This is a genomic window from Bacillus sp. SN32, from assembly GCF_002837495.1.
Lineage (GTDB): Bacteria > Bacillota > Bacilli > Bacillales > Bacillaceae > Bacillus > Bacillus subtilis.
This window is the reverse complement of sequence record NZ_PJCT01000002.1, coordinates 226744-253457: the sequence shown is the minus strand read 5'-3', so window position 1 is coordinate 253457 and position 26714 is coordinate 226744. Positions and strand designations below refer to the sequence as shown.

The 26714-nt window shown below is 45.0% G+C and carries 27 protein-coding genes and 2 riboswitches; of the genes, 20 read left to right on the top strand and 7 right to left on the bottom strand.

Annotated elements, in window-relative coordinates; translation table 11 throughout:
• The first annotated feature begins 47 nt into the window (after window positions 1-47).
• Window positions 48-974 (top strand): substrate-binding domain-containing protein, encoded by a 927-nt coding sequence (locus CW370_RS09715; RefSeq protein ID WP_024572858.1) that lies wholly within the window; start codon window positions 48-50, stop codon window positions 972-974.
• A gap of 27 nt (window positions 975-1001) precedes the next feature.
• On the opposite strand, the gene CW370_RS09710 is transcribed toward CW370_RS09715, so the two are convergent.
• Together CW370_RS09710 and CW370_RS09705 are read right to left on the bottom strand one after the other, a co-directional pair.
• Window positions 1002-2855, bottom strand: a complete 1854-nt coding sequence (locus tag CW370_RS09710; RefSeq protein WP_101169599.1) for an LTA synthase family protein — start codon at window positions 2853-2855, stop codon at window positions 1002-1004.
• Window positions 2856-2954: 99 nt separating this feature from the next.
• Complete coding sequence (locus tag CW370_RS09705) at window positions 2955-3437, bottom strand: metal-dependent hydrolase (RefSeq protein ID WP_017696394.1); 483 nt, start codon at window positions 3435-3437, stop codon at window positions 2955-2957.
• Window positions 3438-3603: 166 nt separating this feature from the next.
• Here CW370_RS09705 and sspJ point away from each other — a divergent pair, with 166 nt between their 5' ends.
• Together sspJ and CW370_RS09690 are read left to right on the top strand one after the other, a co-directional pair.
• Entirely contained in the window at window positions 3604-3744 is a 141-nt protein-coding gene (gene sspJ, locus CW370_RS09700; RefSeq protein WP_003221612.1) for a small acid-soluble spore protein SspJ, read from the top strand.
• A gap of 116 nt (window positions 3745-3860) precedes the next feature.
• Window positions 3861-4040, top strand: a riboswitch (Lysine riboswitch).
• A 103-nt stretch (window positions 4041-4143) separates the two neighbouring features.
• Window positions 4144-5553, top strand: a complete 1410-nt coding sequence (locus CW370_RS09690; RefSeq protein ID WP_024573094.1) for an amino acid permease — start codon at window positions 4144-4146, stop codon at window positions 5551-5553.
• A gap of 286 nt (window positions 5554-5839) precedes the next feature.
• Here CW370_RS09690 and CW370_RS09685 read toward each other — a convergent pair whose 3' ends face one another.
• Window positions 5840-6787: an iron-hydroxamate ABC transporter substrate-binding protein gene (locus CW370_RS09685; RefSeq protein WP_024573093.1), complete on the bottom strand. Its 948-nt coding sequence runs from the start codon at window positions 6785-6787 to the stop codon at window positions 5840-5842.
• 207 nt (window positions 6788-6994) lie between these two features.
• Here CW370_RS09685 and CW370_RS09680 point away from each other — a divergent pair, with 207 nt between their 5' ends.
• The 6 genes from CW370_RS09680 to CW370_RS09655 all read left to right on the top strand — a co-directional run bounded on the left by CW370_RS09680 (window position 6995) and on the right by CW370_RS09655 (window position 13135).
• A complete protein-coding gene (locus CW370_RS09680; protein WP_029946323.1) occupies window positions 6995-8041 on the top strand; it encodes a FecCD family ABC transporter permease in 1047 nt (348 codons plus the stop codon).
• The gene (locus CW370_RS09675; protein WP_024573356.1) at window positions 8041-9051 is read left to right on the top strand and encodes a FecCD family ABC transporter permease; all 1011 of its coding nucleotides are present in this window, start codon (window positions 8041-8043) and stop codon (window positions 9049-9051) included. The genes CW370_RS09680 and CW370_RS09675 overlap by 1 nt, the downstream gene beginning before the upstream one ends.
• A 15-nt stretch (window positions 9052-9066) precedes the next feature.
• Complete coding sequence (locus CW370_RS09670) at window positions 9067-9876, top strand: ABC transporter ATP-binding protein (protein WP_024573357.1); 810 nt, start codon at window positions 9067-9069, stop codon at window positions 9874-9876.
• Window positions 9877-10046: 170 nt separating this feature from the next.
• Window positions 10047-11240, top strand: coding sequence for an efflux RND transporter periplasmic adaptor subunit (locus CW370_RS09665; RefSeq protein WP_024573358.1), 1194 nt, complete (start codon window positions 10047-10049; stop codon window positions 11238-11240).
• Window positions 11224-11913, top strand: a complete 690-nt coding sequence (locus tag CW370_RS09660; RefSeq protein WP_014480848.1) for an ABC transporter ATP-binding protein — start codon at window positions 11224-11226, stop codon at window positions 11911-11913. Before CW370_RS09665 ends, CW370_RS09660 begins: the two co-directional genes overlap by 17 nt.
• The gene (locus tag CW370_RS09655) at window positions 11906-13135 is read left to right on the top strand and encodes an ABC transporter permease (RefSeq protein ID WP_024572128.1); all 1230 of its coding nucleotides are present in this window, start codon (window positions 11906-11908) and stop codon (window positions 13133-13135) included. The genes CW370_RS09660 and CW370_RS09655 overlap by 8 nt, the downstream gene beginning before the upstream one ends.
• Before the next feature lie 33 nt (window positions 13136-13168).
• On the opposite strand, the gene rsiO is transcribed toward CW370_RS09655, so the two are convergent.
• The 3 genes from rsiO to CW370_RS09640 form a co-directional block, all read right to left on the bottom strand.
• Window positions 13169-13579: an acid stress-sensitive anti sigma factor RsiO gene (gene rsiO, locus CW370_RS09650; RefSeq protein ID WP_003243579.1), complete on the bottom strand. Its 411-nt coding sequence runs from the start codon at window positions 13577-13579 to the stop codon at window positions 13169-13171.
• A gap of 60 nt (window positions 13580-13639) precedes the next feature.
• On the bottom strand, window positions 13640-14797 hold the full coding sequence (gene oxdC / locus CW370_RS09645) for an oxalate decarboxylase (RefSeq protein WP_024572127.1): 1158 nt from the start codon (window positions 14795-14797) through the stop codon (window positions 13640-13642).
• A gap of 120 nt (window positions 14798-14917) precedes the next feature.
• Window positions 14918-15070, bottom strand: coding sequence for a YvrJ family protein (locus tag CW370_RS09640; protein ID WP_003244090.1), 153 nt, complete (start codon window positions 15068-15070; stop codon window positions 14918-14920).
• Between the two features lie 201 nt (window positions 15071-15271).
• Between CW370_RS09640 and sigO the strand changes: the two genes are divergently transcribed.
• The 5 genes from sigO to CW370_RS09615 all read left to right on the top strand — a co-directional run bounded on the left by sigO (window position 15272) and on the right by CW370_RS09615 (window position 19599).
• Window positions 15272-15802 (top strand): RNA polymerase sigma factor SigO, encoded by a 531-nt coding sequence (gene sigO / locus CW370_RS09635; RefSeq protein WP_014477957.1) that lies wholly within the window; start codon window positions 15272-15274, stop codon window positions 15800-15802.
• Window positions 15803-15805: 3 nt separating this feature from the next.
• Window positions 15806-16045, top strand: coding sequence for a sigma-O factor regulator RsoA (rsoA, locus tag CW370_RS09630; protein WP_003228484.1), 240 nt, complete (start codon window positions 15806-15808; stop codon window positions 16043-16045).
• A gap of 151 nt (window positions 16046-16196) precedes the next feature.
• Window positions 16197-16910: a two-component system response regulator YvrH gene (gene yvrH, locus CW370_RS09625; RefSeq protein ID WP_003243545.1), complete on the top strand. Its 714-nt coding sequence runs from the start codon at window positions 16197-16199 to the stop codon at window positions 16908-16910.
• On the top strand, window positions 16907-18649 hold the full coding sequence (gene yvrG, locus CW370_RS09620; RefSeq protein WP_015714690.1) for a two-component system sensor histidine kinase YvrG: 1743 nt from the start codon (window positions 16907-16909) through the stop codon (window positions 18647-18649). Before yvrH ends, yvrG begins: the two co-directional genes overlap by 4 nt.
• Window positions 18650-18720: 71 nt before the next feature.
• Window positions 18721-19599: an SMP-30/gluconolactonase/LRE family protein gene (locus tag CW370_RS09615; protein WP_024572125.1), complete on the top strand. Its 879-nt coding sequence runs from the start codon at window positions 18721-18723 to the stop codon at window positions 19597-19599.
• Between the two features lie 37 nt (window positions 19600-19636).
• On the opposite strand, the gene CW370_RS09610 is transcribed toward CW370_RS09615, so the two are convergent.
• On the bottom strand, window positions 19637-20428 hold the full coding sequence (locus tag CW370_RS09610) for an SDR family NAD(P)-dependent oxidoreductase (protein WP_015384617.1): 792 nt from the start codon (window positions 20426-20428) through the stop codon (window positions 19637-19639).
• 152 nt (window positions 20429-20580) lie between these two features.
• Window positions 20581-20719: riboswitch (cobalamin riboswitch) on the top strand.
• Between the two features lie 105 nt (window positions 20720-20824).
• Here CW370_RS09610 and CW370_RS09605 point away from each other — a divergent pair.
• The 6 genes from CW370_RS09605 (at window position 20825) to liaI (ending at window position 26711) form a co-directional block, all read left to right on the top strand.
• Entirely contained in the window at window positions 20825-21769 is a 945-nt protein-coding gene (locus tag CW370_RS09605; RefSeq protein ID WP_024573377.1) for an ABC transporter substrate-binding protein, read from the top strand.
• Entirely contained in the window at window positions 21732-22793 is a 1062-nt protein-coding gene (locus tag CW370_RS09600; RefSeq protein ID WP_009968147.1) for a FecCD family ABC transporter permease, read from the top strand. The genes CW370_RS09605 and CW370_RS09600 overlap by 38 nt, the downstream gene beginning before the upstream one ends.
• Entirely contained in the window at window positions 22793-24121 is a 1329-nt protein-coding gene (locus CW370_RS09595; RefSeq protein WP_088327491.1) for an ABC transporter ATP-binding protein, read from the top strand. The genes CW370_RS09600 and CW370_RS09595 overlap by 1 nt, the downstream gene beginning before the upstream one ends.
• 22 nt (window positions 24122-24143) lie before the next feature.
• Window positions 24144-24725 carry a cob(I)yrinic acid a,c-diamide adenosyltransferase gene (locus CW370_RS09590; RefSeq protein ID WP_024573172.1) on the top strand — a complete coding sequence of 194 codons (582 nt, stop codon included), beginning with the start codon at window positions 24144-24146 and terminating at the stop codon, window positions 24723-24725.
• Between the two features lie 175 nt (window positions 24726-24900).
• Window positions 24901-26169 carry an MFS transporter gene (locus CW370_RS09585; RefSeq protein WP_003244338.1) on the top strand — a complete coding sequence of 423 codons (1269 nt, stop codon included), beginning with the start codon at window positions 24901-24903 and terminating at the stop codon, window positions 26167-26169.
• Window positions 26170-26330: 161 nt separating this feature from the next.
• Entirely contained in the window at window positions 26331-26711 is a 381-nt protein-coding gene (gene liaI, locus CW370_RS09580) for a cell envelope stress-induced membrane anchor protein LiaI (protein ID WP_024571413.1), read from the top strand.
• The last annotated feature ends 3 nt before the right edge of the window (window positions 26712-26714 follow it).

Below are 26714 nucleotides of genomic sequence, written 5' to 3'. Positions count from 1 at the left end.
TTTTTACATTCGGCGAAAAGGTATAATAAAATAGGAGAGTGATGATGATGAATGAAACCTCTTCCTATACGATAGAAGAAGTTGCAGGTCTGCTGAAGGTATCAAAGCTGACCGTTTATGATTTGATTAAAAAAGGCGTGCTGCCTGCTTACCGTGTCGGCAGGCAGATGCGTGTGGATGAAGAAGATTTAAAGCAATATAAAACGAATATGAGAATGTATCAGCCCATCGCTGCAACAGAAGCGCCGAAACAGGTGCAGGAGGCTGAGCCGGACGGCAGACCGAATGTCATGATTAGCGGACAGGACATTTCGATGGATCTCCTCAGCAAGCATTTGGAGAATGCCATTCAGGAGACGCCGCTCCGTAAATACAAAGGAAGCTTAAACAGCCTGATTGATATGTATCAAGGCAAGTGTGACATTGTCAGCCTCCATTTGTACGATGCAGAAACCGGCCAGTATAACGCGCCTTATGTGAAACGGATCTTGACAGGTGAACCGTTTTGTCTCATCAATGTCGTTCTCCGCAAAGCAGGACTGTATGTGCAAAAAGGGAATCCGAAAAACATTCAAGGCTGGAAAGACTTGAAAAGAGCCGATATCCGGATCATCAACAGGGAAAAGGGTTCTGGCGCAAGGGTGCTCCTTGATGAACAGCTTGGCTTGCTTGGTGTGAATCCGGCTGATGTAAAGGGATACGGCGATATCGTGACTGATCATTACGCTGCCGCTTCACAAGTTTCAAGCGGACAGGCTGACGCGGGAATCGGGGCACAGCACGCGGCACATATGGGCAGTGTTGATTTTATCCCGCTCATCGACGAACAATATGATATTGTCGTTTTGAAAAAACATGAGCAGCTGTTGAAGGCCGTGAAGGAGATTTTGAATTCTGAGGAATACAAGGCGAATTTGTCTCATTTAAACGGCTATGAAACGAAGCTGACTGGCAAGGTGATATTGGAAACGTAAAAAATCCCTCTTGATAGAGGGATTTTTTCATTCGGAAAACCTGAGCAGGTCACCATTTAAAATTTTATCAGAGAGAGACAGTTCTTCGTTTGCTTTCTCCTTATAAGGGAGGCACGCATCCTGATTTTCCAGCACTTCACCTGTTTTTTGGCTATAGCACGTGTTCTTTGTGTATATATAATCGTTCGTAATAAAGCTGCCGTTTCGCAGAACGGCGAATGGGGTGCGGTCGCTGGACAGCAAATCATTGCCGAATTGGATATCGCCTTTTGTCTCAACGCCGAGCAAATGCATCAGCGTCGGCCTGACGTCGACCTGTCCCCCGGCATCAGGGATGGTTTCCGGCTTTTGATCGGTGATTCCCGGGATATGTATGATAAACGGCACCCGCTGGAGCTGAACGTTGTCATACGGTGTGATTTCGTCTTTCCCTAAAAACTCAGCCATTGCCTCGTTATGGGCTTCAGAAATGCCGTAATGATCTCCCATAAATACGATCATCGAATTTTCGTATAAGCCTTCGTCCTTCAGTTTTTTGATAAAATGCTTCAATGCTTCATCCTCATAGCGAACCGTGGTCACATAGCGGTTTAACAGATCACTGCTTGAATCGAATTCATCTATCAGCTGATCCTTTTCATCAATCTCAAACGGAAAATGATTCGTTAACGTGATAAAACTGCTGTAGAACGGCTGCGGCAGGCTTTTCAGCCTTTCGGCGGACTGCTCTAAAAATTCTTTGTCTTTTAAGCCCCAGCTTGTCGATGTCCCGGGAGTGACATGAAAATCATCAACATCAAAAAAGCGGTCAATGCCAAACGTATCGTACATGACATCTCTGTTCCAAAATGTTTTATGGTTAGCATGAAAGACGGCTGAATAATAATCGTGCTGTTTCAGCGATTTATACATCGTATGAAATTGATGGTCGCTTTTCGTGAAAAAGACGGCGCCGCTAAGGGAAGGATACAGTGAGTTAGCGACGATAAATTCTGAATCTGATGTTTTGCCTTGTTCTGTTTGCTGATAGAAATGATCAAAGGAATAGCTTTTTTTAATGAGATCATTCATAAATGGGGTAATTTCTTTTCCATTTACTTTTTCATTCAGAACAAAGCTTTGGGTCGATTCAAGTGTTACAAAGATGACATTGCGCCCCTTTGCAAGGCCGAATTTGCTTTGATCAGGCTTGCTGTAATCAGCCTCTGTGTAGTTTTTAATGGCAGTTATACTGTCTTCATCGGCAAAAGCTTTCGCGCTGATATTAACAGTCTGAGAAATTGTATCGTAAATATGGAACTGAAACAGACCGATGCTTTTGACTAGCATTTCCCGGTCAAAAGAATGTGCCAAAAGCTTCGGCTGCTGTACTTCTGCAAGTGCCAGTGTGCATAAAAGCATGCCGCAGGAAGCTGCATAGTACCGTTTGATCGTGCGGGGAGCGGCTTTTGTCTGTGGGTGTTTGGTTTTTCTGGCGAACAGCAGCAGAAAAACCAAATCCACAAACAGGGCGATAAACAGAGGATGGAACAGTTCTTTTACACTGCTGCCCATATCGCTCATGTTGCTGGCCTGAAATAAAACCGGGATGGTAATAAAATCGATATAAAAGCCGTAAAAAATCGTATTAGAGATCAAGATAACAGTCAGAACCAAATTGGCAATCAGCAAAATGGCCCGCTGCTTGTTTTCTTTTAGAAACAGGCCGATCCCGAATAAAGGAAGAATAAAGCTGAGCGGGTTGACCAGCAGCATTAGCTCCTCCAATAGAGTATCGATTTGCAAATCAAAGCCGAGTTTATATATCACATACGTTTTGATCCACATAAATAAGATCGAAAAACATAAAAACCGCTGATTGTGAAAAAAGGTTCCTTTCATCAAAATGACTCCTCACGTTTTCTTGATCATCTGCATGAAATGCTTCTTAAGTAAAACCTACTAAAAACAGCCGGTTCAGACAAGTCTCAGCACTCATGTTTAAAACATGCGCCCATGAAACAGCATATAAAAGTAGTAACATGAAGCAAGGGTCAGGCCGGCTAGCACGAGCTGCTCAGAAAAACTGCCTGTCTTCATATATAATGGAAGCCGAACGCGGATCGTTGAAGGGAATAATAATTTGATTCCGTTCACCGTCCAAGCGTCAAGAATCAAGTGGCTCGCCATTCCGATCATCAGGCCGGCTGATATGTTTTTATCTGGAATGTATGTAGAAGTGATAAAAAACATGATGAGCATAAACAGCAGGCTGTGTGTAAAGGTGCGATGGCCAAAAACGGAGCTGACCACTTTCGATAAAATAGGAAATCTTCTCCCGATTTTGCTTTGTGTGTGGCAGATATCGGGTATTAATGCTCCAACCGCGCCTGACGCAGCCATAAGCACTGGATCAAATCCATAATAATAAGCCGCTGCCGTACAAGAAGCGATGCCTCCCATGATGTGTGTTTTTCCTGTCATTTGCCGCTTCTCCTTTTATCTTTTGCAAAAAATCTCTGAATTACAAATATATCAAGAGAATGTATGTTTGATCAACAGGACTTTGGACGATAAAAAAAATCCCGCATAATTTTTCAGGAAAAAGGCATCTTAAACATGTACCTATTTTTTAAAAGAGGTGATACGAATGGGTTTCTTTAATAAAGATAAAGGAAAACGTTCCGAAAAAGAAAAAAACGTAATCCAAGGAGCTCTTGAAGATGCTGGTTCAGCTCTAAAAGATGATCCGCTTCAAGAAGCTGTGCAAAAAAAGAAAAATAATCGATAACCACATGCGGATAGGGCTTGGCTCTATCCGTATTTTCCATCTGTTCCCTTTGACAGATCATCCTTTCTTTGATAACCTTCTGGGAGTAACTGAATAATTAAATCCTCACTCTTTCTCAGTGAGGTAGAGGTTGCGCGGATGATGAGTCACACATGCTAGGCTGACAGGGGCTGTTAAACATGTGTAAAAGGCATCAGCGCCGAAGTGTGGAGAAAGCCGATCCTTCTCTATGCTGGGACTGTATCTGAATAAGTGCAGGACTGCCGCGTGCTTTTTCGCGGAGGGCTATCCGGAGATCAAGGGTGTGTGTTTCTTTAAGCATGGACTTTTGTTCAGGCTTTTTTTGCGTTTATATGATCTCGGGGTCTGGTCCGTACAAAGAATCATGGAGGTACTGGAATGGAACAGACAAAAAAATGGGGTTTTTGGTTATTAACGGCGTTTGTCGTTGGAAATATGGTTGGATCAGGAATTTTCTCCTTGCCGAGCTCGCTTGCTTCAATTGCGAGTCCGTTTGGAGCTACGTCCGCCTGGCTTTTGACAGGTGCCGGCGTGCTGATGATTGCACTTGTGTTCGGACATTTGTCCATTCGTAAGCCTGAACTGACAGCGGGACCGCAAAGTTATGCAAGAGCGCTGTTTGCTGACCCGAAAAAAGGCAACGCTGCCGGTTTCACAATGGTGTGGGGCTACTGGGTGGCGAGCTGGATCAGTAACGTGGCGATCATCACAAGTCTCGCCGGTTACTTGACTTCGTTCTTCCCGATCTTGGTTGATAAACGTGAGATGTTTTCGATCGGCGGGCAAGAGGTGACACTCGGCCAATTACTGACGTTTGCCGTATGTACGATCTTGTTATGGGGAACGCACGCGATTCTTGTTGCCAGCATTAACGGCGCAAGTAAACTAAACTTTGTCACAACGCTTTCTAAAGTATTAGGTTTTGTCTTCTTTATCGTTGCCGGTTTGTTTGTGTTTCAAACGGCATTATTCGGTCATTTTTATTTCCCGGTTCAAGGAGAAAACGGCACAAGCATTGGAATTGGCGGCCAGGTTCATAACGCCGCGATTTCTACACTGTGGGCGTTTGTCGGAATTGAATCCGCGGTGATCCTGTCCGGCCGTGCGCGCTCTCAGCGTGATGTGAAACGTGCGACAATTACCGGCTTGCTGATTGCCTTGAGCATATATATTATTGTGACTTTAATTACGATGGGTGTTCTGCCGCATGATAAGCTTGTCGGCTCTGAAAAACCATTTGTTGATGTACTCTATGCGATTGTTGGAAACGCGGGAAGCGTGATTATGGCGCTTTTGGCTATCCTTTGTTTATTCGGAACGATGCTCGGCTGGATTTTGCTTGGCTCTGAGGTGCCATACCAAGCCGCTAAAGCAGGAGATTTCCCGGCATTTTTTGCAAAAACGAATAAAAAGGGAAGTCCGGTCATTGCACTCATTATTACAAACGTCATGTCACAGGTCTTCATTTTCTCGGTTATTTCCCGGACAATAAGTGACGCATTTACATTTTTAACGACAGCGGCTACACTCGCATATTTAATTCCGTATCTGGTATCTGCAATCTACAGCTTGAAGGTAGTCATCAAAGGTGAAACGTATGACCAGCTGAAAGGCTCCCGTGTAAGAGACGGATTGATCGCGATACTGGCGTGTGCATACTCCGTGTTTGTTATCGTAACAGGCACAGCAGATTTAACGACATTTATCCTTGGCATCGGTTTATTCTTTGTCGGCTTAATCGTTTATCCATTTGTGAGTAAAAAGTTCCAGAAAGAAAAACAAGCATAATGAAAAGACACCTGATTTGCTCAGGTGTCTTTTTTATAAAATCACAATTTCTCCTGTTAGGAATCCGTTCGTTAACCTAGCTGACAGGAAAGCTGAAATCGAAAGAAAAACCTTAAGGCACAATCGAATATGCAAAAAACGTTTTTCAGTCTCTCCAGCATAAAAAAACTGATCGTGTTGAGGATGCAGCTTAATATGAATGGCTCAAAGAAAATATCCGATATGATTCAAATTGAGCCGTTCCTTATAAATAAGCAAAAGAGCCGCGGGCAGGCGGCTCTTTTGTTTATTTAGTCAAGCTTTCCGTAATATACTCCAGTTGTCCTTCTAATGAAATCGGGTCAGAGAAATAGAATCCGATCGGATCCATCTTGTAGACATGGCCATTTTTAACGGCATTCAGGTTCTTCCAAATGGAGCTTTCAAAAACGCCGCCATCATCACCGCCTGATTGCCATGGACCCGCGAAAATGTAATCTCCGGCGAAGTCAGGGAGCTTCTCTAATGAAATACTTGTATAACCTGGCCCCTGGTCAATGGCTTTTTCTTTTGTCAGCTTTGTAGCCTGCAGGCCGAGGTCTTTGTAAATGATGCTTCCGCCTCTTCCAAAGTCTTTACCAAATACGTAAATGTCTTTTCCGTTCGTTTGCATAATGGAAATGGTTTTGTCACCGACCGCTTTTTTGATTTGTGTTTTAGCGGCCGCAACTTTTTTATCCCACTCGGCCAGCCATTTTTCAGCTTTATCTTCAGTTCCCGTCATTTTTGCAAATTCTTTCAGCTGTTCGATGTTGTCGAGCTTATCGTATTTTACTGCGACAGTCGGCGCAATTTTTTCAAGCTTTTTAATATCAGCGCCCTGTGTTGTCCAGACGATAATCAGGTCAGGGTTCAAATCAATGACCTTTTCAACCGAAGTGCCGTCTCCGATGTTTTCGACGCCGTCAGTTTTTCCTTTGTAGTAAGGGTTTTTAAATACATTCTCAGGCGCACCGACAACGTTGATGCCGAGTGTTTTGAAGTAGCCGTAATAGCCGTCTGCCATGACAACCACCCGTTTAGGATGCTTCGGGATTTTTACATTTCCGTTTTCAGCCTTGTATGTAAAGGTTTCTGCGCCTTTTGAATCAGAGGCAGAACCTTTGCTTTCTGAGTTATTCCCGCAGGCTGCCAGCGCTGCAATCAATAACAGGGCAAAAAACGCGGCTCCGAGTTTCTTGTATATATGGGTCATATCACATACCTTCTTTCTAAAAAAATAGATGAAAAAGAGAATCATTATCATCTGTGATTATACCACTGCAAGTGCCGGTTGACACGATATTTTTTGCAAATGCATTTTCATTTTTGTTCAAAACACTCTATTAAATCAGCTGAAAAAAGTGATATACTGAAACAGCAATTGATAATCATTATCAGTAACAGAAAGGAAGTACGGCAGTTGAGTCAACATAAAAATATACAGACTGCATCAGAAGAAATCCAATGGACGTCAAGGACATATGGCGGGGTCATCGTCCTTATTGCAGGTCTATGCCTGCTTTGCCTTGGCGCATTTTTATCCATATCCCTCGGTGCAGCGGATATTCATTTGCGCACTGTATGGGACGCCATTTTTCATTATCAGCCGACAAAGACATCTCACCAAATTATACATGATCTTCGGCTGCCGAGAACGGCGGCTGCCGCGCTTGTAGGCGCATTGTTGGCAGTGTCGGGAGCAATCATGCAGGGGATGACGAGAAACCCTTTGGCAGAGCCTTCGATTATGGGTGTGACTTCAGGCTCTGCGTTTGCGGTTTCGATTGCGTTTGCCTTTTTTCCCGGGCTTTCTGCAATGGGGCTTGTGCTATGGTCCTTTGCGGGAGCGGGGCTGGGGGCATCGACGGTAATGGGCATCGGCATGTTTTCAAGGGGCGGACTTACGCCTGTAAAGCTTGCTCTGGCGGGTACGGCAGTTACTTATTTCTTTACCGGCATTTCAACTGCCATTGCAATCCGCTTTGATGTCGCTCAGGATATCAGCTTTTGGTACGCAGGCGGGGTAGCGGGTGTGAAATGGCCGGGGGTCCAGCTTTTGCTTATTGCAGGGGCTGTCGGTTTAACGCTCGCGTTTTTCATCGCCAGGTCTGTTACAGTGTTAAGTCTCGGTGACGATCTGGCAAAAGGGCTTGGACAATATACATCAGCGGTGAAACTGGTTGGCATGCTTATTGTAGTAATTCTGACCGGAGCTGCGGTTTCCATTGCCGGCACCATCGCATTCATTGGGCTGATCATTCCGCATATTACCCGTTTTTTGGTAGGTGTGGATTATCGGTGGATCATTCCTTGCTCGGCGGTGCTCGGTGCTGTTTTGCTTGTTTTTGCTGACATAGCGGCCAGACTCGTAAATGCACCCTTTGAAACGCCTGTCGGCGCGCTGACTTCTCTTATCGGCGTTCCCTTTTTCTTTTATTTGGCACGTCGTGAAAGGAGAGGGCTGTAATGAAAACAAAAACAAACAAACCGCTCGTCGTAATGGCTGTGACCTTTTTGCTTATCGTGGTGGTCTTTTTTATCAGTCTCAATTTGGGCGTTATCAAAATTGCACCGCTTAAAACGCTTCAGGTCTTTTTCGGCCAAGGAACGGCGCGTGATGAACTTGTCTTATTTGAGTTCAGGCTGCCCCGGATCATCCTTTCTTTGCTTGTTGGAGCAGGGATCTCCGTAGCTGGAGCCATTTTGCAAAGCGTGTCTCAAAATGAACTTGCCGAGCCTGGTATTCTCGGAATTAACGCCGGCGGTTCACTTGCTGTAGTGCTTTTTATATACTTTTTTCAAGGGTCAGCTTCAGATCTCAGCTTTTTCGGAACATTTATGCTGCCGTTCAGTGCTTTGGCAGGAGCAATCCTCGCTGCGTTTCTCATTTATATTCTGGCATGGAAAAAAGGCGTGACACCGATTCGGCTGATTTTAGTCGGCATAGGGGTGAATGCCGGATTCAATGCCCTGTTGCTGATTTTTCAGCTCAAGATGGACCCTCATGATTTTATGCAAGCCGCGGTTTGGATATCCGGCTCAATATGGGGGGCGAACTGGAATATGATCTGGGCGATTCTCCCTTGGATTGTGATCTTGCTTCTGTTTACTTTATATAAGGCACGCTATTTGAACATTATGCAGCTCGGAGACCAATTGGCGACCGGGCTGGGCACCGCTGTTGAAAAGGAAAGACGGATTCTTCTTCTGGCAGCGGTCACTCTTGCCGCTTCATGCGTGGCAGCTGCGGGGGGCATTGCGTTTCTCGGATTGATCGCGCCGCATGTGGCTAGAAGGCTGACCGGTCCACGTCACCAGGCGCTGATACCGGTCTCCGCCTTCATCGGCTCATTCCTGTTTTTGCTTGCTGATACGCTGGCGAGAAATGTATTGGCACCATCAGAAATTCCGGTCGGACTTGTCATTTCCGTGCTAGGTGCGCCTTACTTTATTTATTTATTGATGAAAGCGAATTAGAGGAGGGGGCCGAATATGAATTCATTATCAACGGAACAGCTTGGAATCGGTTATGGCGACAGGGTGATTGTAGAGGATTTAAAAATATCGATTCCTAAAGGGAAAATTACCACCTTAATTGGCCCGAACGGCTGCGGGAAATCAACGATTTTAAAAACAATGTCCAGAATTATGCGTTCACATGCAGGTGCCGTCTATTTAAACGGCAAAGCGATTCATAAAATGTCTACAAAGGACATTGCGAAAGATATGGCGATTCTTCCACAGACACCTGAAGCGCCGAGCGGCCTAACAGTGCACGAATTGGTGTCGTACGGCAGGTTTCCGCATCAATCAGGATTCGGCAGATTAAATGACGAAGACCGCCGGATTATCAAATGGGCGCTTGAAGAAACAGGCATGGCTGAATATGCTGAACGGCCGATTGAGGCATTGTCAGGCGGACAGCGTCAACGCGTGTGGATTGCCATGGCGCTTGCGCAAGGGACGGAACTGCTTCTGCTGGATGAACCTACAACGTATCTTGATCTTGCACATCAGCTTGAAATTCTGCAGCTGCTTGACAGACTCAACAAAGAGCAAGGGCGGACGATTTTAATGGTCATTCATGACCTTAACCATGCAGCTCGTTTTTCTCATTATATGATCGCGCTCAAAAAAGGCACGGTCATCAAGGAAGGAACTGCACTGGAGGTCATGACACCGGACATTTTGAAGCAGGTATTTCAGATTGATGCCGAAATCGTGACTGATCCCCGTACAAATAAACCTGTATGCTTGACATATGACTTGATTAAAAATGAAAAAGAGCTAGTTACTGTATGAAAAACTCCCGGTTTGAAGCCGGGATTTTTTTTATTCGGCTTTGAAAATACAATTTTTCTATTTGATTCCGTCATTTCAATAAAAGGATTGCAAGTCTTTTTGAATTAATAGATAATATTGGTTAGAATGTTTCGAAAATATTACATAGTTTACAGAAAGAGGAGATCGTTGTGTCCAAGAAGAAAAAATGGCTTATTGGCGGTGCGATATGTGCCGGTGTGCTTGTATTGGCTGGGATCGGCGTTGGCGGTTTTTACTTTTTTACCCACATGAACCAAGTTGCCGTATCATCGGAGCCCTATGCTGAATCGGTCGCGGTATACATGGGAGGAGATTCAGAATCAGGCCAAACGTTTTCTGGAAAGGTTGAACCTGAGAAACAGCAGAAAGTATACATAGATTCAGAAAAAGGCAGCATTAAAAAAACATACGTCAAAGAAGGCGATCAGGTTAAAAAGGGCGATAAGCTTTTTGAGTATGAGGGCGAGGATCATTCTGATGAAGTGGAGCAAGCCAATTTGCAAATTGAAATGACAAATCTGCAAATCAACCGTTTGCAAAAATCAATAACGGAAACGGAAAAGAAGCTGAAAGCGGCAGGAAAAGAAGAGAAAACCCAGCTTCAAGATGAACTTGATCAGGCCAATTTCGATTTGAAAACAAGCCAGCTTGAACTGAAGCAGCATCAAAAAGAACTGGCTGGCCTGACGAAAAACAAAGGTTCCAATGTCATTACAAGCAAGCATGACGGAATCGTTCAAAGCGTCAATCAGGATATCGCTGACGGTGCAACAGGCGACCAGGCAACGGGCCCGTATATCCAGATTGTTTCGACGGGCAAATATCTGGTCAAAAGCCAAATCAATGAGCTGTTAATGGACACGATCAAAAAAGGCAGCAAAGTCAGGGTCACGCTGAAAACAGGCGGTGAGGGCGAGTGGAAAGGAAAGGTCACCTCGATCGGCAAGCTTCCAGCGGGAGCAGGCGAGGGTGAAGAATCAGAAAGCTTTGCTGATGAAGAAATGAATCCCCAGTCCTCTAACTATCCTTTCACCATTTTATTAGACAGCCATAAAGGTCTTGAAGTCGGCTATCATGTCAACATCGAAGTGATGAGTGATAATGCTGATGCGGACACGATCAAGCTGCCGTCCGACATGGTCATTCAGGATGACGGCGAACCGTATGTGTGGAAAGCTGATGAGAATCAGAAAGCGGTTAAGCAGCCTGTTGAAATCGGAGAGACTGATGAAAATGACATGGTGGAAATTAAAAGCGGCCTGACGCCGGAAGATTATGTGATCTATCCTGATCCCGCGGTCAAGGAAGGAAAGCAGGTTACAGTCAATGCTGACACTGAATAATATTTCGAAGTCGTACAAGCTGGGAAAAGAAGAAGTTCCAATCTTGAAACATATCAATCTGACTGTTCAGGCGGGGGAGTTTTTAGCTATTATGGGGCCTTCCGGTTCTGGAAAGTCAACGTTAATGAATATTATCGGCTGTTTGGACAGGCCAACCTCAGGAACCTATACGCTTGACCAGATCGATATATTGAAAGGGAAAGATGGAGCTTTAGCCGAAATTCGCAATGAATCAATCGGGTTTGTGTTTCAAACTTTTCATTTGCTGCCGCGTCTCACCGCGCTGCAAAATGTCGAGCTGCCGATGATCTACAATAAAGTGAAGAAAAAAGAGAGAAGGCAACGGGCATATGAAGCGCTGGAAAAGGTCGGATTAAAAGACAGGGTCTCCTACAAACCGCCTAAGCTGTCCGGCGGCCAAAAGCAGCGGGTGGCGATAGCGAGGGCCCTTGTCAATCAGCCGAGGTTTATTTTAGCTGATGAACCGACCGGGGCGCTTGATACCAAATCAAGTGAACAAATTTTGTCACTGTTTTCTGAACTGCATCGGGAAGGCAAGACCATTATTATGATAACCCACGACCCGGACGTCGCCAAAAAAGCTGACAGAACCGTTTTTATCAGAGACGGAGAGCTGGTATTAGATGAGAGAGGGGATATCAGCCATGCTTGAACATATTCGAATCTCCATTCAATCCATTTTCTCTCATAAATTAAGATCCATTCTGACAATGCTCGGCGTGATTATCGGCATAGCGGCAATCATCGCGATTGTTTCAATGCTGAAGGGCCAAAGTGAGCAATTAAAGCAAAGTATGATCGGCATGGGAAACAACGCCATCAATGTTGTCTACCAGCCGTCTGGCGGAGAAGAGGAGAGCGGCGGCCCTCAGGTGTCGTATGCGTCCGCGCCGCCTGTAGCGGAAGAAACAGTAAAGGCGATCAAATCAGATCCGATGGTCAAAGGATTATCCTTATATTACTTGTCAGAAGGCGCGAGCGTTTTTCATTTAACAAACGTTTCGTATCCCCAAGTGTATGGAGTGGACGATGATTACTTCGATATGTTTCCAATCCGAATAACCGAAGGGAGAAAGCTGACGGAAAACGATTTAAACAGCACACACCAAGTAGTGATGATCAATGAAGCTGTCAGAGATGAACTGTTTCCAGACGGAGAAGCTCTGCATAAAAACATTGAGATGAATGGTGTGCCGTTTAAGGTCGTCGGTGTTTTTAAAGAAAAAAATCAACAGGAAAGCATGTTTGAAGGCGACTATGCGAACCCGGTTTTGTACGTGCCGAAAAAAGTGTGGCCGCTTATTGAAGGATTTGACGCGCCAACGCAGATTGCCGTGCAGGCTGATTCTTCTGAGCATATCCAAGAAGCGGGTGTAATGGCTGCAGATCTTTTAAATCAGGGACTGTCAGAAGCTGAGCTGGAAAAAGCAGAGTACAGTGTAATGGATCTTCAGGAGATCGCGCAGGAAGTGGAGTCCTTTAATCAGTCATTTGCATTGCTGCTTGGCGGTATCGCCAGTATTTCACTTTTGGTGGGCGGTATCGGCGTCATGAACATTATGCTCGTTTCCGTAACGGAGCGCACGAGGGAAATCGGAATTAAGAAAGCGCTCGGTGCTAAGCGGCGTGTGATTTTATTTCAATTTTTAACCGAGGCTGTCGTGCTGACAAGCATTGGCGGAATACTCGGTGTGCTGGCGGGCTTCGGCATCGCCAAGCTGCTGACGGTCATTTTTCCGATGCCTTTTATCGTCTCCATTCCAGCTGTTGTCGGAGCACTCATCTTTTCAATGGCAGTCGGTATTATCTTCGGCTTGCTTCCGTCTATCAAGGCTTCGAAGCTTCAGCCTGTAGACGCGCTTCGCTATGAATAAAAAGAACGCATCCAATTGGAATGCGTTCTTTTTTTAGCTGGGAAGAGCCGAGTTGCATTTGTCTAAAATCAAAAAAACGGCTGCGACGATCATTTCTTCTGTGGTGGACAGCCAGATGTCGCTGATCAATTGGTCTGTTGTATGAGCAGTCATCCACAAAAACAGCAGCTGTACGATGCCGGCAAGGAGAATGAATAGACGTTTTCCTGTCTTGAAAAATGTAAAGCTATGTATCATCAGCCGTTCAAATGGTTCAAAGCATAATCCGAGAACAAGAAATACCACGGCAAAAAGCAGGACATGAGCTGCTGAGCGGTAGCTCGTTCCCGCTAAAGAAAACAATATATAGATGACAGCAAAATAGGTCAACACCACTGCTGCTGCGGCCAGCAAGTACTTTATGGAGAGCCGCAATAAGCGTTTTGAAGGGTTTTGATGTTTCACTGGTTCAGCTCCTTATGAAGGCTTGCAGAGAACGAGTGCTCTCTGCAAGCCGCAAGTCTTTTATTTACTGCATTTCTTTTTCACTACTGGGTGCTTTTCTTTTGAAAGCACATCAGTAAAGTCTTTGCCCAAGTCAAGGTGCCCTTGAACAAATTTTTCAGGAAGCATGGCAAGCCATTGGTTTAAAGATACATCAGCATAATGGTCGTCTTTGAAGATTTCTAAAAAGACAAGCGGTTCATCCCCGATGTTTTCAACGTAATGACCCATTGCAAATGGTACATATCCGACATCACCGGCTTGGTAATTAAACGTTCTGGCATGGCCGTCAGATGCAAAAACGGTCATCCTAGCTTTACCGGAGATGTAGTATTGCCATTCGTGTGTATTCGGATGCCAGTGCAGTTCCCTCATGGCGCCGGGTTCTACTGTTACGAGCGCTGATGCGATGGTTTTAGACACTTTGAAGTTTGTCGAATCTGCAATGTATACTTTTCCTCCCTCAGATTCGATCGGCTCTTGTTCAAGAAGGCGGTAAGTAAATGGATAAGGCACTTCGCCATTCGGCCCTTCCACAATATCATCTTTTAAACTGCCAGGGAGTTGGTTTTCAAATATATATTTTTCTTTGCCAGGCAAATTGGCAATCTCTTCTTTTGTCACGCCGAAGTTCGCAGCAATGACTTCTTTTGGAGTGTGGGCAAGCCAATCTGTCAGCTGGAACGTGCTGTTTTCAGAGAATGATCCATCGTCAAACACGAGCAGGAACTCAGCTCCCTCATCCAGCGCTTGGATGGAGTGCGGCAAGCCTGACGGGAAGTACCAAAGGTCTCCTTCACCTACATCGTCAATAAAGCTGCGCCCTTTTTCATCTACAATTGTGACTCTTGCACTTCCGTAAATCATATAAGCCCATTCTGCTTCTTTATGCCAGTGAAGCTCGCGAATGGCGCCTGGCTTCAGCCGCATATTTACGGATGCAAGGTTTTCTGAAATCGGCAATTCACGTACTGTCACTTCACGGGCATATCCGCCTTTTTCTAATCGGTTATGTGTATCAGAGAACGAAAACTTCATATTGCTGACGGTGCCATGATCGGTTTCAGGCGGAACGAGCATATCAGGGTTTTGCCGGTCTCTTTCAATATTGCGCGGGATTTTTACCGTTGCTCCTTTGTCTCCTCTAATTGGCTGCGGAATGTCATTTTGTTTTTTCATGAAATGTTTCCTCCTTAAATTTAAATGTGATAGCAGAAAGAGAAGGTGAAAGGCCTTTCGTTTTCCCTTCTGTTTTGTTAAGTGAAAAAAACCAGTGAAAAGTCAACTTCGATTGAAAAATTATTTTTTTGCATGATCTTTCAGTTCTGTCATTAGTTCTATTAGTTGATCAAACTTCTTTTCGAATCGGGTCAGCAGATACATTGCAATCAGCGCGGGAAACCCCAAATTGCCGATCTGTTTTACGACTTCCTCTATAAAAACCTGATCCATAGGAAAATACCTCCCTTCTTTTTCTGCAGTCATGTATGTAAGTGAAGGAAATCCGATAAAACGTAAACTGCTGCAAAGTATTTTGGAAGACACTAGTCGGAAAGTAGTAGTTTACTTTTTTTTGCTTTCCTTCATTTAATTTAGTAGGGAGGCGGTTTGATGGACTATCAAAGTCTTTTACGGTCAAAATGTAAGGAGATAATGAAGCATCCCATCGTGAAGCATTTTTTGAGCAATCCTCAGCATTACCGTTTGTTCAAAAACGTAATGGAAAGCCCTAACGAAAAAGATGCAAAATCATTGGACGAGCTATTTAAGCAGTTTTATAAAGAAATCCGCATCGTCAAGTATATGAATTCAATGATCCGCATCTTTTCTATTGATTTTGATAAGCGGGTTCGCAAAAATCAAAAACGGTATCCGCTGACGGTTGATCATCCGGAGGCAGGAGATCGGCTTCCTTCCGAAACAGGAAGCGATGCATTTGAAGAATTTTTAGACAGGCAGGATGATTTGAGCCAGCATGTTCAGGATTACCAGCTCTACCAAGCGATTCAGAAGCTGACTGACAAACAAAAAAGTGTGCTGACGAAAGTGTATCTTCACGGTGCCACGATGCAGGAGATTGCAGATTCATTAGGGGAGTCCCGACAAAACATTTCCAACATTCATAAAAAGGGGCTGGAGAATATCAGAAAGCAGCTAGCGGCGCAAAAAAAGGGGGAAAAGTAAGCTGTGGACGGCCAGTTTGAACAAAAAAAGAAACAAAAAGACGAGACTTATGACATTGAGCATCTGATTGCATGCTTTTCACCGATGATCAGAAAAAAACTCAGCAATACGTCCTATCAAGAAAGAGAAGATTTAGAGCAAGAGCTGAAGATCAAAATGTTTGAAAAGGCTGATATGCTTTTGTGTCAGGATGTCCCGGGGTTTTGGGAGTTTATTTTGTACATGGTGGATGAGAACTCATAATATTTTCATATGAAAAAACATCAAAAGGGAGCGCTTGTTTGCTCCTTTTTTGCTGTTTTGATTTGCCAAGCTCCAATGTATTCAAAAATGTACCATAAATAAACGATATAATGATAAGATGAAAAAAACAGTGACAGAAAGGAACATAAAAGTGGAAAATGCGTCAATTTTAATCGTAGACGATGAGAAAGCGATTGTGGACATGATCAAACGCGTTCTCGAAAAAGAAGGTTATCGAAATATACTGGATGCGGCAAGCGCAGAAGAAGCGATTCCCGTTGTGAAGGCCAATAAGGTTGACTTGATTGTGCTGGATGTCATGATGGGCGGAATGTCCGGTTTTGAAGCCTGCACACTTATCAGAGAGTATTCAGACGCTCCGATTTTTTTCCTGACGGCAAGATCATCCGACGCGGACAAATTATCGGGCTTTGCGGTTGGAGCTGATGACTATATCACAAAACCATTTAATCCGCTGGAATTAGCGGCGCGGATCAGAGCACATCTCAAGCGTACATATCAATCAAAAGAAACAAGTTCAAATCAAACCTACACATATGATTATTTTACTTTTTCTCCGCAAAATGCCGAGCTGATCGTAGGCGGGGAAGCCGTTGCCTGTTCAGCCCAGCTTCTGCAGCTTTTGCAGTATTTTTGTGAACACCCTAACGTGGTGCTTTCCAAAGATCAAATATATGAAAAAGTATGGGGCTATCCTTCCTACGGTGACAACAACACCGTCATGGTTCATATTCGCAAGCTTAGGGAGAAGATTGAGCGCGATCCGAGCAATCCGGAGTATATTGTAACCGTTCGAGGTCTCGGCTATCGTTTTATCCCAAATCCTGAAGGCAAGCGGTCATGAGGTTAAGATGGAAGTTTTTGTTTCACTTTTTCGGCCAGATGCTGATTGTGATCCTGCTGCTTACGGTTATGCTTGTTGCGTCGTTTTTCTATTTAGACGCTCGTTTTAGCGATGCGGAATCCAATTCAGGGCTGACGAAAGCAACGACCGACACACTTGAGGCATATCTCGATGTAAACGAAGACGGGACATGGGAAGTGGATAATTTCCTGAAGAAATCTGTTGATAAACAGCACGGCTGGATGCAAATCATTGATTCGGAAGGAAACACTGATTATTCCTACGGCGTGCCAAAAGACGTGCCGGGCACCTATACCAAGAAAGAGCTTTTGTCTATTTATAAAACCAAAAAGCTTCATAACTATAAACTGAATTATTGGGCCATCAATATTGAAGATAAGTCGTATCTTCTATTGTCCGGCTGGAAATCAAAAAGTGAACAGCTCCTGACTTCCGTTGAAAAGCGCGAACAAAAGATAGACTCACTAGCGCACTATAAGTCCAGTACCATCGACTATATTAAACGGAAAAAAGGCGCCATTTACCTGTTAGACAGCAATGGAAAGATTCTCGACAGCATCAACAGCACAAAAAGCGAAAGAAAAACGATGAACCAGCTGGAGCTGCTTAAATACAGCTCTAAGCCTTGGAACTATAAGCGGGAAATTTCCGTTAAGATCCTCAATAAAGACAGATGGATGGTCGCTACGGTGCCGAACCCTGTCTATGTAACCGATCAGGAGTTTAACAAATCATTCCTGAAGGTTGTATTAAAAGCGATGTTTCTCGTGATGGCCGTTTTGTTCATGTATATCATTTGGATGACCGTTTGGTATATGTTCCGATTCGGGCTGCCGATTTTTCACACGATTAGATGGCTGGTCAATCTGTCAAAAGGGAAGCTTGAGGAGCCCAGAAACCGGGAAGGCCGTCCTGTCAGCAAAAATAAAAAGGGAAAAATCAAACAGCCGTACCGCTTCTTCGGTGAGATATTTGAATCAATGGATCAGCTGACTGAAACGCTGAGAAGGGATAAAAGAAACAGAGAAAAAATCCAGGCGACAAGGGAAGAATGGATTGCCGGTTTGTCACATGACTTAAAAACACCGCTCAGCAGCATTTACGGCTACAGCATGATGCTCGAGTCGAAGCAGTATGACTGGTCGCCGGAAGAAGTGAAAGAAATGGGGCAGGTTGTCAGAGAAAAATCTGAATACATGTCCAAGCTGATTGAAGACTTAAATTTAACGTATCGCCTGAAAAATGATGCTCTTCCTATTGAGAGAAAGCTCACTAGCCTTATCCCGTTTTTTAAAAATGTCATTGAGGATTTTAAGAAAAATCCGTTTTCTGAAGGGTATGATATCTCGTTTGTATCCAAAGAAGAGCATATTGAATTTGCCCTTGATGAAGCGTGGTTCAGGCGCATATTAGAAAACCTCCTTGGGAATGCCGTGAAGCACAACGGCAAAGGAACAGAGATTCAAGTCATTCTGGAGCAAACAAAAAATCATATTTCTTTAAAGGTGAAGGACAATGGGAAAGGAATGGATGAAGAAACCATTACCCATTTGTTTAACCGTTACTACAGAGGGACGAACACAAAAGATTCAACTGCCGGAACGGGTCTCGGGCTCGCGATTGCCAAGGAGCTTGTCCATCTGCATAACGGAACGATCCATGTGAACAGCAGAATGGACATTGGAACGGTCATTACCATCCTTTTTAAAAAACAATAAACATCATGTGGTTTGGACACCTCTTTGCCGGGAATAACAATATATAGACTGAAGCTAAAGAGGTGTAACACATGGATGCAGTATTGGAAGCAGACACTCGGGCAGTGATTGGAGAAGGCCCGTTATGGGATGAAGAAAACGGTCGCTTATATTGGGTTGATATCCTGGGGAGCGAGCTCCACATCTTTGACCCTGAAGAAAAAATCAACCGATCAATCAAATTCAAATCCTTTGTGACGGCGCTTGCGAAATATTCAAAGGATGAACTGATTATGACGATGAAGGACGGGTTTTACCTGTATCATCTTCGGGATGACAGCTTGGAAAAAATTAAACAGCCGAAGGACATGCATGAGAGCCTGAGATTTAATGATGCTAAATGTGACCCGTACGGAAGGCTTTGGGCGGGGACGACGAGCATGGAAGGCGAGCAAAAACAGGCGTCGCTGTACCGTTTGAATCTAGACGGCAGTCTTGTCAAAATCAAGGATCAAGTCTCCACCTCAAACGGTTTGGATTGGGACCGCGAGCGGAATTTGATGTATTACATCGACACGCCGACGCAGGAGATTGTGCGTTACAGCTATGATCCTCAAAGCGGAGATGTTTCGAATCCAGAACCTGTCTATCGTTTTGATCAGTCAGACGGATTGCCGGACGGCATGACAATTGACCAAAATGGCATGCTGTGGGTGGCGCTGTTTGGCGGCAGCCGCGTTGTTCACATTGACCCGTTTCAGAAAAAAGAAATCAATTCAATCAGCGTGCCGGCTAAATATGTCACGTGCTGCGCGTTCGGCGGCAAAGACTTAAAAACCCTTTACATTACAACGGCAACAGAACAAATGACAGAAAAAGAGAGATACGAGCAGCCTCACGCTGGAGGGTTGTTTTCAGCACAATTGGAAACAGGCGGATATCAGCCGGTACCATTTGCTGGAGACGTATAAAAAAAACGCATCCGAAACAACGGATGCGTTTTTTATACTACAGAGAACGGATAATGCCGCCTTCCACACGCTGTGCCGTGCCGTTAATGGCGGATGCGGCGTCAGACGCGAGGAATACGATTGTGTTGGCGACTTCTTCTGCTGTCGCGTATCGCTGAATAAGCGAGGTTGGCTCATTGACCTTGAAATAGTCTTTGATAAATGTATCTGTATCCTGGCCGGCTGCTTGTGCGGCGCCTTCCATATAGGATGCCACGCCCTCTGTCCAAGTAGGTCCCGGGAGCACTGAGTTGACCGTCACATTTGTGCCTTTTGTCATTTCAGCCATTCCTCTTGAAAGGCTGATCAGTGCCGTTTTTGTCATTGAGTATGGAATCATCGTTGGCAGCGGTTTGACGCCTGCTTCACTTGCAATATTTAAAATACGGCCGCTGTTTTTGGCAAGCATTTTTGGAAGGAAGTGACGGCTTGTCCGAACGGCGCTCATCACGTTCACTTCGAAATATTGATTCCACTCTTCATCTGTCACATCGGCAAAGTCTTTTACCTCGAAGAAACCAAGGTTGTTGACAAGGATATCGATATCACCGATTTCATTTACTTTTTCAATAAAAGCCGCTGCTTCATCTGTTTTTGACAAATCGGCAGCAGCACCGTGCACTGTTCCATAGCCAGAAAGCTCTTCAATCGTGCGATCGACAGTCTCCTGTTTGCGTCCGTTGACAATGACTGCCGCACCCTCTTGTAGAAAGCTTTTTGCGGCGGCTTTCCCGATGCCGGACGTCGAGCCGGTGATTAAGACGAGTTTGTCTTTTAGCTGTAAATCCATAAGAATCATTCCTTTTGTAGATGATGGTATTAAGTATACAAGATCAAATTTAGTGTTTACGAGGATTTTGCTCCCATGCATAATACGGGGAAAAGTCATTCAGGACGCATATACAAGCCTGTCAGTCATATAGTATAATTACTCCGAAAAAAGGATACGAATGTCAAATAGGTGCCGGTCCGTGAACAACAGCCGGCTTAAAAGGGAAACCGGTAAAAGCCGGTGCGGTCCCGCCACTGTAATTGGCCAAGCGCCAAGAGCCAGGATACCTGCCTGTTTGATCAGCACGAATTCTGCGAGGACAGATGATGTGTAAACAATAGGCTTTTTTGTGTTGTTTACAGCATCTTTACCGTCGTAGAGATGCTTTTTTAGTTCGTTTAGGAGGAAAAGATTATGAAAAGACGAGCCGGGATATGGACTGCGCTCCTGTTGGCTGCTGTTATGCTGGCAGGCTGCGGCAATCCTGCGGATCAGAAGGATTCAAAGGCAAAACAAAAAACAGAAGCGTTCCCTGTCACCATTGATGATGCGTCAAACCAAGATGTAACCATCAAAAAAGAGCCAAAAAAGATTGTTTCATTAATGCCGAGCAACACAGAAATTACATACGCACTCGGCCTTGGTGACAAAGTGGTCGGTGTCACCACAAACGATACCTATCCAAAGGAAGTCAAAAAGGTTGAGAAAGTCGGAGATATGAATGTAAACGTTGAAAAAGTCATTTCTCTAAAACCAGATCTCGTTCTGGCCCATGAGTCTTCCATGTCAGCATCAGCGGATGCCATCAAACAGCTGAAAAACGCGGGCATTACAGTGCTGACTGTCAATGATGCACAATCATTCTCCGAGGTGTACAAATCAATCGAAATGATCGGAGAAGCTGGCGGGGCGGAGAAAAAAGCCGATCAGCTCGTGAAAAGCATGAAATCAGATCTAAAGGATATTCAAGAAAAAGCGAAAACCATTTCAAAAGACGAGGAGAAAAGCGTATTTATCGAGGTTTCTCCTGATCCTGACATTTATACAACCGGAAAAGATACGTTTATGAATGAAATGCTGAATGTCATCCATGCTAAAAACGCAGCTGCGGATCAGGCAGGATGGGTGCAAATGACAGACGAGGCGATCGTAAAACTCAATCCTGATGCAATTGTTACAACGGACGGTGTGAAAGCGAAAGCTGTGGAAAAACGCGATGGCTGGAGCGAAATCAATGCTGTGAAACATCATCGTGTATATGATGTGGACCCTGATCTTGTGACACGTTCCGGTCCCCGTCTGATCGAAGGGGTCGAAGAACTTGCGGAAAGCATTTACCCGGATACGTTTAAGGAATAATCGTTATGCCGCATATATCATTGGTTTCTCATTTTTAGCCGTGAGCATCATCTTAGGAATTTCTTGCGGCAGCCTGCATATTCCTATTCCCGCTGTTTTTCGTGTCTTTTGGCATCAAGGTTTCGGCGGCTCTATCGGTTCTGATGATCCGATGTACACTAATATTATGATGAATATCAGACTGCCGAGAGTTGTGCTGGCCGCCCTTGTGGGGGCGGCTCTTTCTATTGCAGGGGCCGCTTTTCAAGGATTGTTGAAAAATCCGCTTGCTGATCCCTATACGCTAGGTGTGTCATCCGGTGCTTCAGTCGGAGCTGTTGTGACTCTGTTCTTAGGTTTGCACCTTCCTGTCATCGGAGGGTTTACACTCCCGGTTTTGAGTGTAGCCGCGGCACTGGCCACGATGGCGGCGGTCCTTTTCTTCAGCCGCCTCGTTCATGCTTCGATGTCTGTTTCCACCCTCATTTTGACCGGTGTCATCACCAACTCTTTTTTAGGCGCATTTATTTCTCTTATCATCGCCTTGACAGGAGACAACCTGCTTCCGATTGTGCATTGGCTGCTTGGCAGCGTCTCAATGAGGGGCTGGAGCTATGTTATTTTGTTTCTCCCGTTTTTTCTTTTGGGAACCATTTTATTGATTATAAACGGAAGGGAACTGAACGTGATGACATATGGAGAAGATAAAGCAAAGCTTCTTGGAGTCAGCGTTCAGCAGAGGAAGATGATGATTTTAATAGCCGGATCTCTTTTGACGGGAAGCGCTGTGGCAGTATCGGGTACGATTGGTTTTGTCGGCCTTGTGATTCCGCATATCACAAGGCTTTTGTGGGGAACGGACCATCGGCATTTACTGCCGCTGTCCGCCTTGCTTGGGGCAGGGTTTCTTGTTTTAGCCGATCTGCTTTCCAGAACCATCATTGAGCCGATTGAACTGCCGATCGGGATCATTACGTCCTTGGCGGGAGCGCCTGTGTTCGCTCTTATTTTAATTCGGCAGCACCGCGGGGGGAGAAGCTTATGATGAAGGCAGAAGGGCTGTCGGGAGGATACGGCGACAGCCGCCTAATTAACAATGTCAGCTTAACCGTGGAGAAGGGAGAATTTCTCGGAATTCTCGGCCCTAATGGAAGCGGAAAAACCACGCTTTTGCACTTGCTGACAGGTACGCTGCCGGCCAAGAAAGGCAGGGTTTATCTGGCCGGAAAACTGCTGGCGGACTATAAACCGAAGGAACTGGCGCAAATCATGGCTGTCCTGCCGCAAAAAATGGATCAAGCCTTCACCTTTACCGTCGAAGAAACTGTAGCCTTTGGCAGATATCCATTCCAAACGGGGCTGTTCAGACAGCAGACTGAAAAGGATGAAGCCATTGTACAGGAAGCAATGGAGCAAACAGGAGTGGCCGATTTTGCGCAAAAGCCGATTCGCGAACTAAGCGGAGGGGAACAGCAGCGGGTGTATTTGGCACAAGCTTTGGCGCAGCAGCCGCGTATTTTATTTTTGGACGAGCCGACTAATTTTCTCGATCTGGCTTATCAAAAAGACCTGCTTGATCTGATCAAACGCCTGACGAGAGAAAGCGGATTGGCAGCTGTCAGCGTTTTTCATGATCTGAACACCGCAAGCCTGTACTGTGATGAGCTCATGTTTATGAAAAACGGTACCGCCGGGCCTAAGCAAAAACCGGAATATGCTGTTACAGAACAAAGCATAAAGGCGGTGTACGATACAGATGTCACCGCCTTGATACATCAAAGCTCACCTAAACCGATGATTGTGATTCAGCCTGAAAAAGATAGCGTAAAGCGGCAGTCTATCCCATTTGAAGCATTGCTCCAAGCGGGACGTGATGACATTCTTCTGCAAACGGAAATTCCGCTTCGAACATTGTCCTCGACGCCTATCGGTGCAGGGTTTTCGTGGAGCAGGACGCTGATCCATAAACGGCTGCCAGATCAGCCAGATCCGATAGAAGGACTTATGGCCTATCTTTCAGAAAGCGGTTTTCAACTGCAGGAGACGTGTGCGATGGCTTCTTCAGAAAGACTTGACCGTTTCGTGTATCGAACGTATGAAGACGGAGAGTTATCCGTTTTCATATGCGTTCAGACCGGCTTTTCGATTTGGATTTTGATTAACGGCTATGCGGCAGATCAATACTTCATCAAAGCTCTTATGGCTGCCGAAGCAGAACGGACGAAAGTGCTGGGAGACGGAAGAGGCACAGGTGATATTCTCATCGCCGCGACTCAAACTCAGCAATCCGAAAACATAGAACAGCGGCTGAACCAATTGATAAAGAAAGGGACGGCTGAATGTGTAGAAGAGGCTGCTGAGTTGTTTGAATAAGTCTGTAAAGGAGATTCAGGGTATGAAACTATATACAAAAACAGGCGATAAGGGACAAACGGGCTTAGTCGGGGGCAGAACGGACAAGGACAGCCTACGCGTCGAAAGCTACGGCACGATTGACGAGCTTAACAGCTTTATCGGGCTTGCTTTGGCAGAGCTTTCCGGGCAGCCCGGCTTTGAAGATCTGACAGCCGAGCTGCTGACCATCCAGCATGAGCTGTTTGACTGCGGAGGCGATCTGGCAATCGTCACAGAAAGAAAAGACTACAAACTAACGGAAGAATCTGTTTCCTTTTTAGAAACGCGCATTGATGCCTATACAGCAGAAGCGCCGGAACTGAAGAAATTTATTCTTCCAGGCGGATCAAAGGGTGCTTCGCTTCTCCATATCGCCCGCACCATTACAAGGCGGGCAGAACGAAGAGTGGTGGCGCTGATGAAATCGGAGGAGATTCATGAAACAGTGCTGCGTTATCTCAATCGTCTGTCCGATTATTTCTTTGCCGCCGCACGGGTTGTGAATGCAAGAAGCGGTATTGGCGATGTAGAATATGAAAGAAGTGCCATTGTGTTTCGGGACCGAGACAGCAGTGAATCATAAAAAGTGAAAACGAAAGCCGGCGTGTTCAAATACATGCTGGCTTTTTTGTTTTTCACTCTGTCAATTTCCCATTTTACGACAAAAAATGAACCTTATGAATTATTGACTGAAAAATGGAAAAATGAGATATTGTAATAAATAGATGTAAAAAATAGGCAGTGGGGGGCTCTGATGGATGGTGAATTTAATTGAAAGTGATAGCATCTGGAAGAGAAATTTCAATTATCTGTTTTTCTCAAGAATAGTCAAGATATCCGGCGATATGTTCGCATTTAATTCAATATTATGGTTTTTAATTTATGACGGCAAAGGTGCGATCGGCACTGCTTTATTGATTGCTGTCACTTTTTTGCCGGAAGCCGTTCTGGCGCCTGTGACGGGGCCTTTTATGAAACAGACCACGCTGAAATTTTGGATGTACTTTTCAGATCTGACAAGGGCGGCGATTGTTTTGATTATCCCTCTATGTCATTTTGCGGGCTTCTCTCCGCTGTGGTTTGTCATGACGCTTATGATTGTGCATTCAGCTACTGGAGCTGCCTACAATCCCGCCTCTATCGCTTTGATTCCTCAAATCGTCAATGAACAGGGCATTCAAAAAGCAAACGCTGTACTGCAATCCTCCGCTCAAATTGTTCGGCTCGGGGCTGTCACATTATGCGGCGCTTTTCTTACATTTATCAGTCCTTCTTATACCATGCTTATCGCACTTGTGCTCTATTTGGTGTCGGGTTTTCTCGTTCTTTTTATTAAGTACACTGCGGTTGAATCTCAATCAGAGTCTGCGGTTGTTACACAGAGAGGAACATATATCGGAAGACTGAAACGCGGCTTTAGGCTCGTCAGAAAACACCAGATTTTATATCCGCTCGCCATTTACTGTATCTTTATGAATTTCGCGGCTGCCCCATGGGAAGCGCTCTCTGCCGTATACGTTGCGGAAGATTTAAATGGCCAGCCGATCGTATACTCGCTTTTAAAGGCCACCACCGCCGCGGGCGCGTTTTTATTAGGGTTTGTGCTGGCGAAAGTCAAAGTAAACAGGTACGGCTTGTTATTCGTCACTGCCGGCATTATTGAAGGATTTGCTTTCTTTATTACCGGGATGAATACCTTTTTGCCGCTCGTCTTTTTCGCTGCTTTTACCTTTGGCGCCGCAGTCAGTGCTGTTAATGTTCCTGAGTACACGATTATCCAGACGTCTGTGGATAGTGAGGATCAGCCGCAGGTTTACGCCGTTATACATATGATCTCCAATATTTCGATCCCTGCCGGAGCTGTCATTTGCGGGTATGCCGCAAATGCTTTCGGCTCAGGTAAAGTGATCGCTGTCGGCGGGATTGTCGAAATTATTGCGGGTATCGGAATTTTGCTGTTTACAAAACTGGCCAAAGCAGAAAGGTCCGACCTGATTAAAGAAAGGGAAGCAAGTGTTCATCTGTAAAGGGTTTTAAAACGCCATGCCTCGTGCATGGCGTTTTTTTGTGTCGATGGGTCCGGTGCGAGATACGACTACGGTCTTATATAAAAATCAATCTCTGATTCGTTTTGCATATCTTCCAACTTGTATAAGATGAAGACAAGGAAAACGAAAGGAGGATCTGCATGAAGATAAACAAGAAAACAGTAGGCGGATTCTTATTAATTATATTTGGGATCTCCGTCTTTTTTGGAGGAGGAAGCTTCGGCTTTATCATCCCGCTCGCCATCGGGAGCTTGATGACATACGCAGGAATCAAAAGGTTTGCCGCGGGAAAAACCATCACGGGAATCATCGTGGGCGGTATCGGAGCGATAATGCTCATTTGCTCACTTCCATTTGTCGTCGGAATCGCGTTGGCGGCCGCTATGGTGTATTACGGCTGGAAGCTGATGAAAAACGGATCAGCTGATAACGGTGTATCATCTTTTGATCCTGAACCGGCTTCTGCTGCCTACCAATCTCACTTTGATGACGAATGGGAAGAATTTTTGAAGAAAAAATAATAT

Coding starts and splice junctions, on each gene's coding strand:
- sspJ (WP_003221612.1), top strand. CDS start 3,604: ATGGGTTTCTTTAATAAAGATAAAGGAAAACGTTCCGAAAAAGAAAAA.
- CW370_RS09675 (WP_024573356.1), top strand. CDS start 8,041: ATGAAAACAAAAACAAACAAACCGCTCGTCGTAATGGCTGTGACCTTT.
- CW370_RS09710 (WP_101169599.1), bottom strand. CDS start 2,855: ATGAAAGGAACCTTTTTTCACAATCAGCGGTTTTTATGTTTTTCGATC.
- CW370_RS09610 (WP_015384617.1), bottom strand. CDS start 20,428: ATGGATTTACAGCTAAAAGACAAACTCGTCTTAATCACCGGCTCGACG.
- CW370_RS09660 (WP_014480848.1), top strand. CDS start 11,224: ATGCTGACACTGAATAATATTTCGAAGTCGTACAAGCTGGGAAAAGAA.
- CW370_RS09585 (WP_003244338.1), top strand. CDS start 24,901: ATGGTGAATTTAATTGAAAGTGATAGCATCTGGAAGAGAAATTTCAAT.
- CW370_RS09595 (WP_088327491.1), top strand. CDS start 22,793: ATGAAGGCAGAAGGGCTGTCGGGAGGATACGGCGACAGCCGCCTAATT.
- CW370_RS09690 (WP_024573094.1), top strand. CDS start 4,144: ATGGAACAGACAAAAAAATGGGGTTTTTGGTTATTAACGGCGTTTGTC.
- CW370_RS09670 (WP_024573357.1), top strand. CDS start 9,067: ATGAATTCATTATCAACGGAACAGCTTGGAATCGGTTATGGCGACAGG.
- CW370_RS09605 (WP_024573377.1), top strand. CDS start 20,825: ATGAAAAGACGAGCCGGGATATGGACTGCGCTCCTGTTGGCTGCTGTT.
- oxdC (WP_024572127.1), bottom strand. CDS start 14,797: ATGAAAAAACAAAATGACATTCCGCAGCCAATTAGAGGAGACAAAGGA.
- CW370_RS09715 (WP_024572858.1), top strand. CDS start 48: ATGAATGAAACCTCTTCCTATACGATAGAAGAAGTTGCAGGTCTGCTG.
- liaI (WP_024571413.1), top strand. CDS start 26,331: ATGAAGATAAACAAGAAAACAGTAGGCGGATTCTTATTAATTATATTT.
- yvrG (WP_015714690.1), top strand. CDS start 16,907: ATGAGGTTAAGATGGAAGTTTTTGTTTCACTTTTTCGGCCAGATGCTG.
- CW370_RS09685 (WP_024573093.1), bottom strand. CDS start 6,787: ATGACCCATATATACAAGAAACTCGGAGCCGCGTTTTTTGCCCTGTTA.
- CW370_RS09705 (WP_017696394.1), bottom strand. CDS start 3,437: ATGACAGGAAAAACACACATCATGGGAGGCATCGCTTCTTGTACGGCA.
- CW370_RS09590 (WP_024573172.1), top strand. CDS start 24,144: ATGAAACTATATACAAAAACAGGCGATAAGGGACAAACGGGCTTAGTC.
- CW370_RS09640 (WP_003244090.1), bottom strand. CDS start 15,070: ATGGATCAGGTTTTTATAGAGGAAGTCGTAAAACAGATCGGCAATTTG.
- sigO (WP_014477957.1), top strand. CDS start 15,272: ATGAAGCATCCCATCGTGAAGCATTTTTTGAGCAATCCTCAGCATTAC.
- CW370_RS09615 (WP_024572125.1), top strand. CDS start 18,721: ATGGATGCAGTATTGGAAGCAGACACTCGGGCAGTGATTGGAGAAGGC.
- CW370_RS09655 (WP_024572128.1), top strand. CDS start 11,906: ATGCTTGAACATATTCGAATCTCCATTCAATCCATTTTCTCTCATAAA.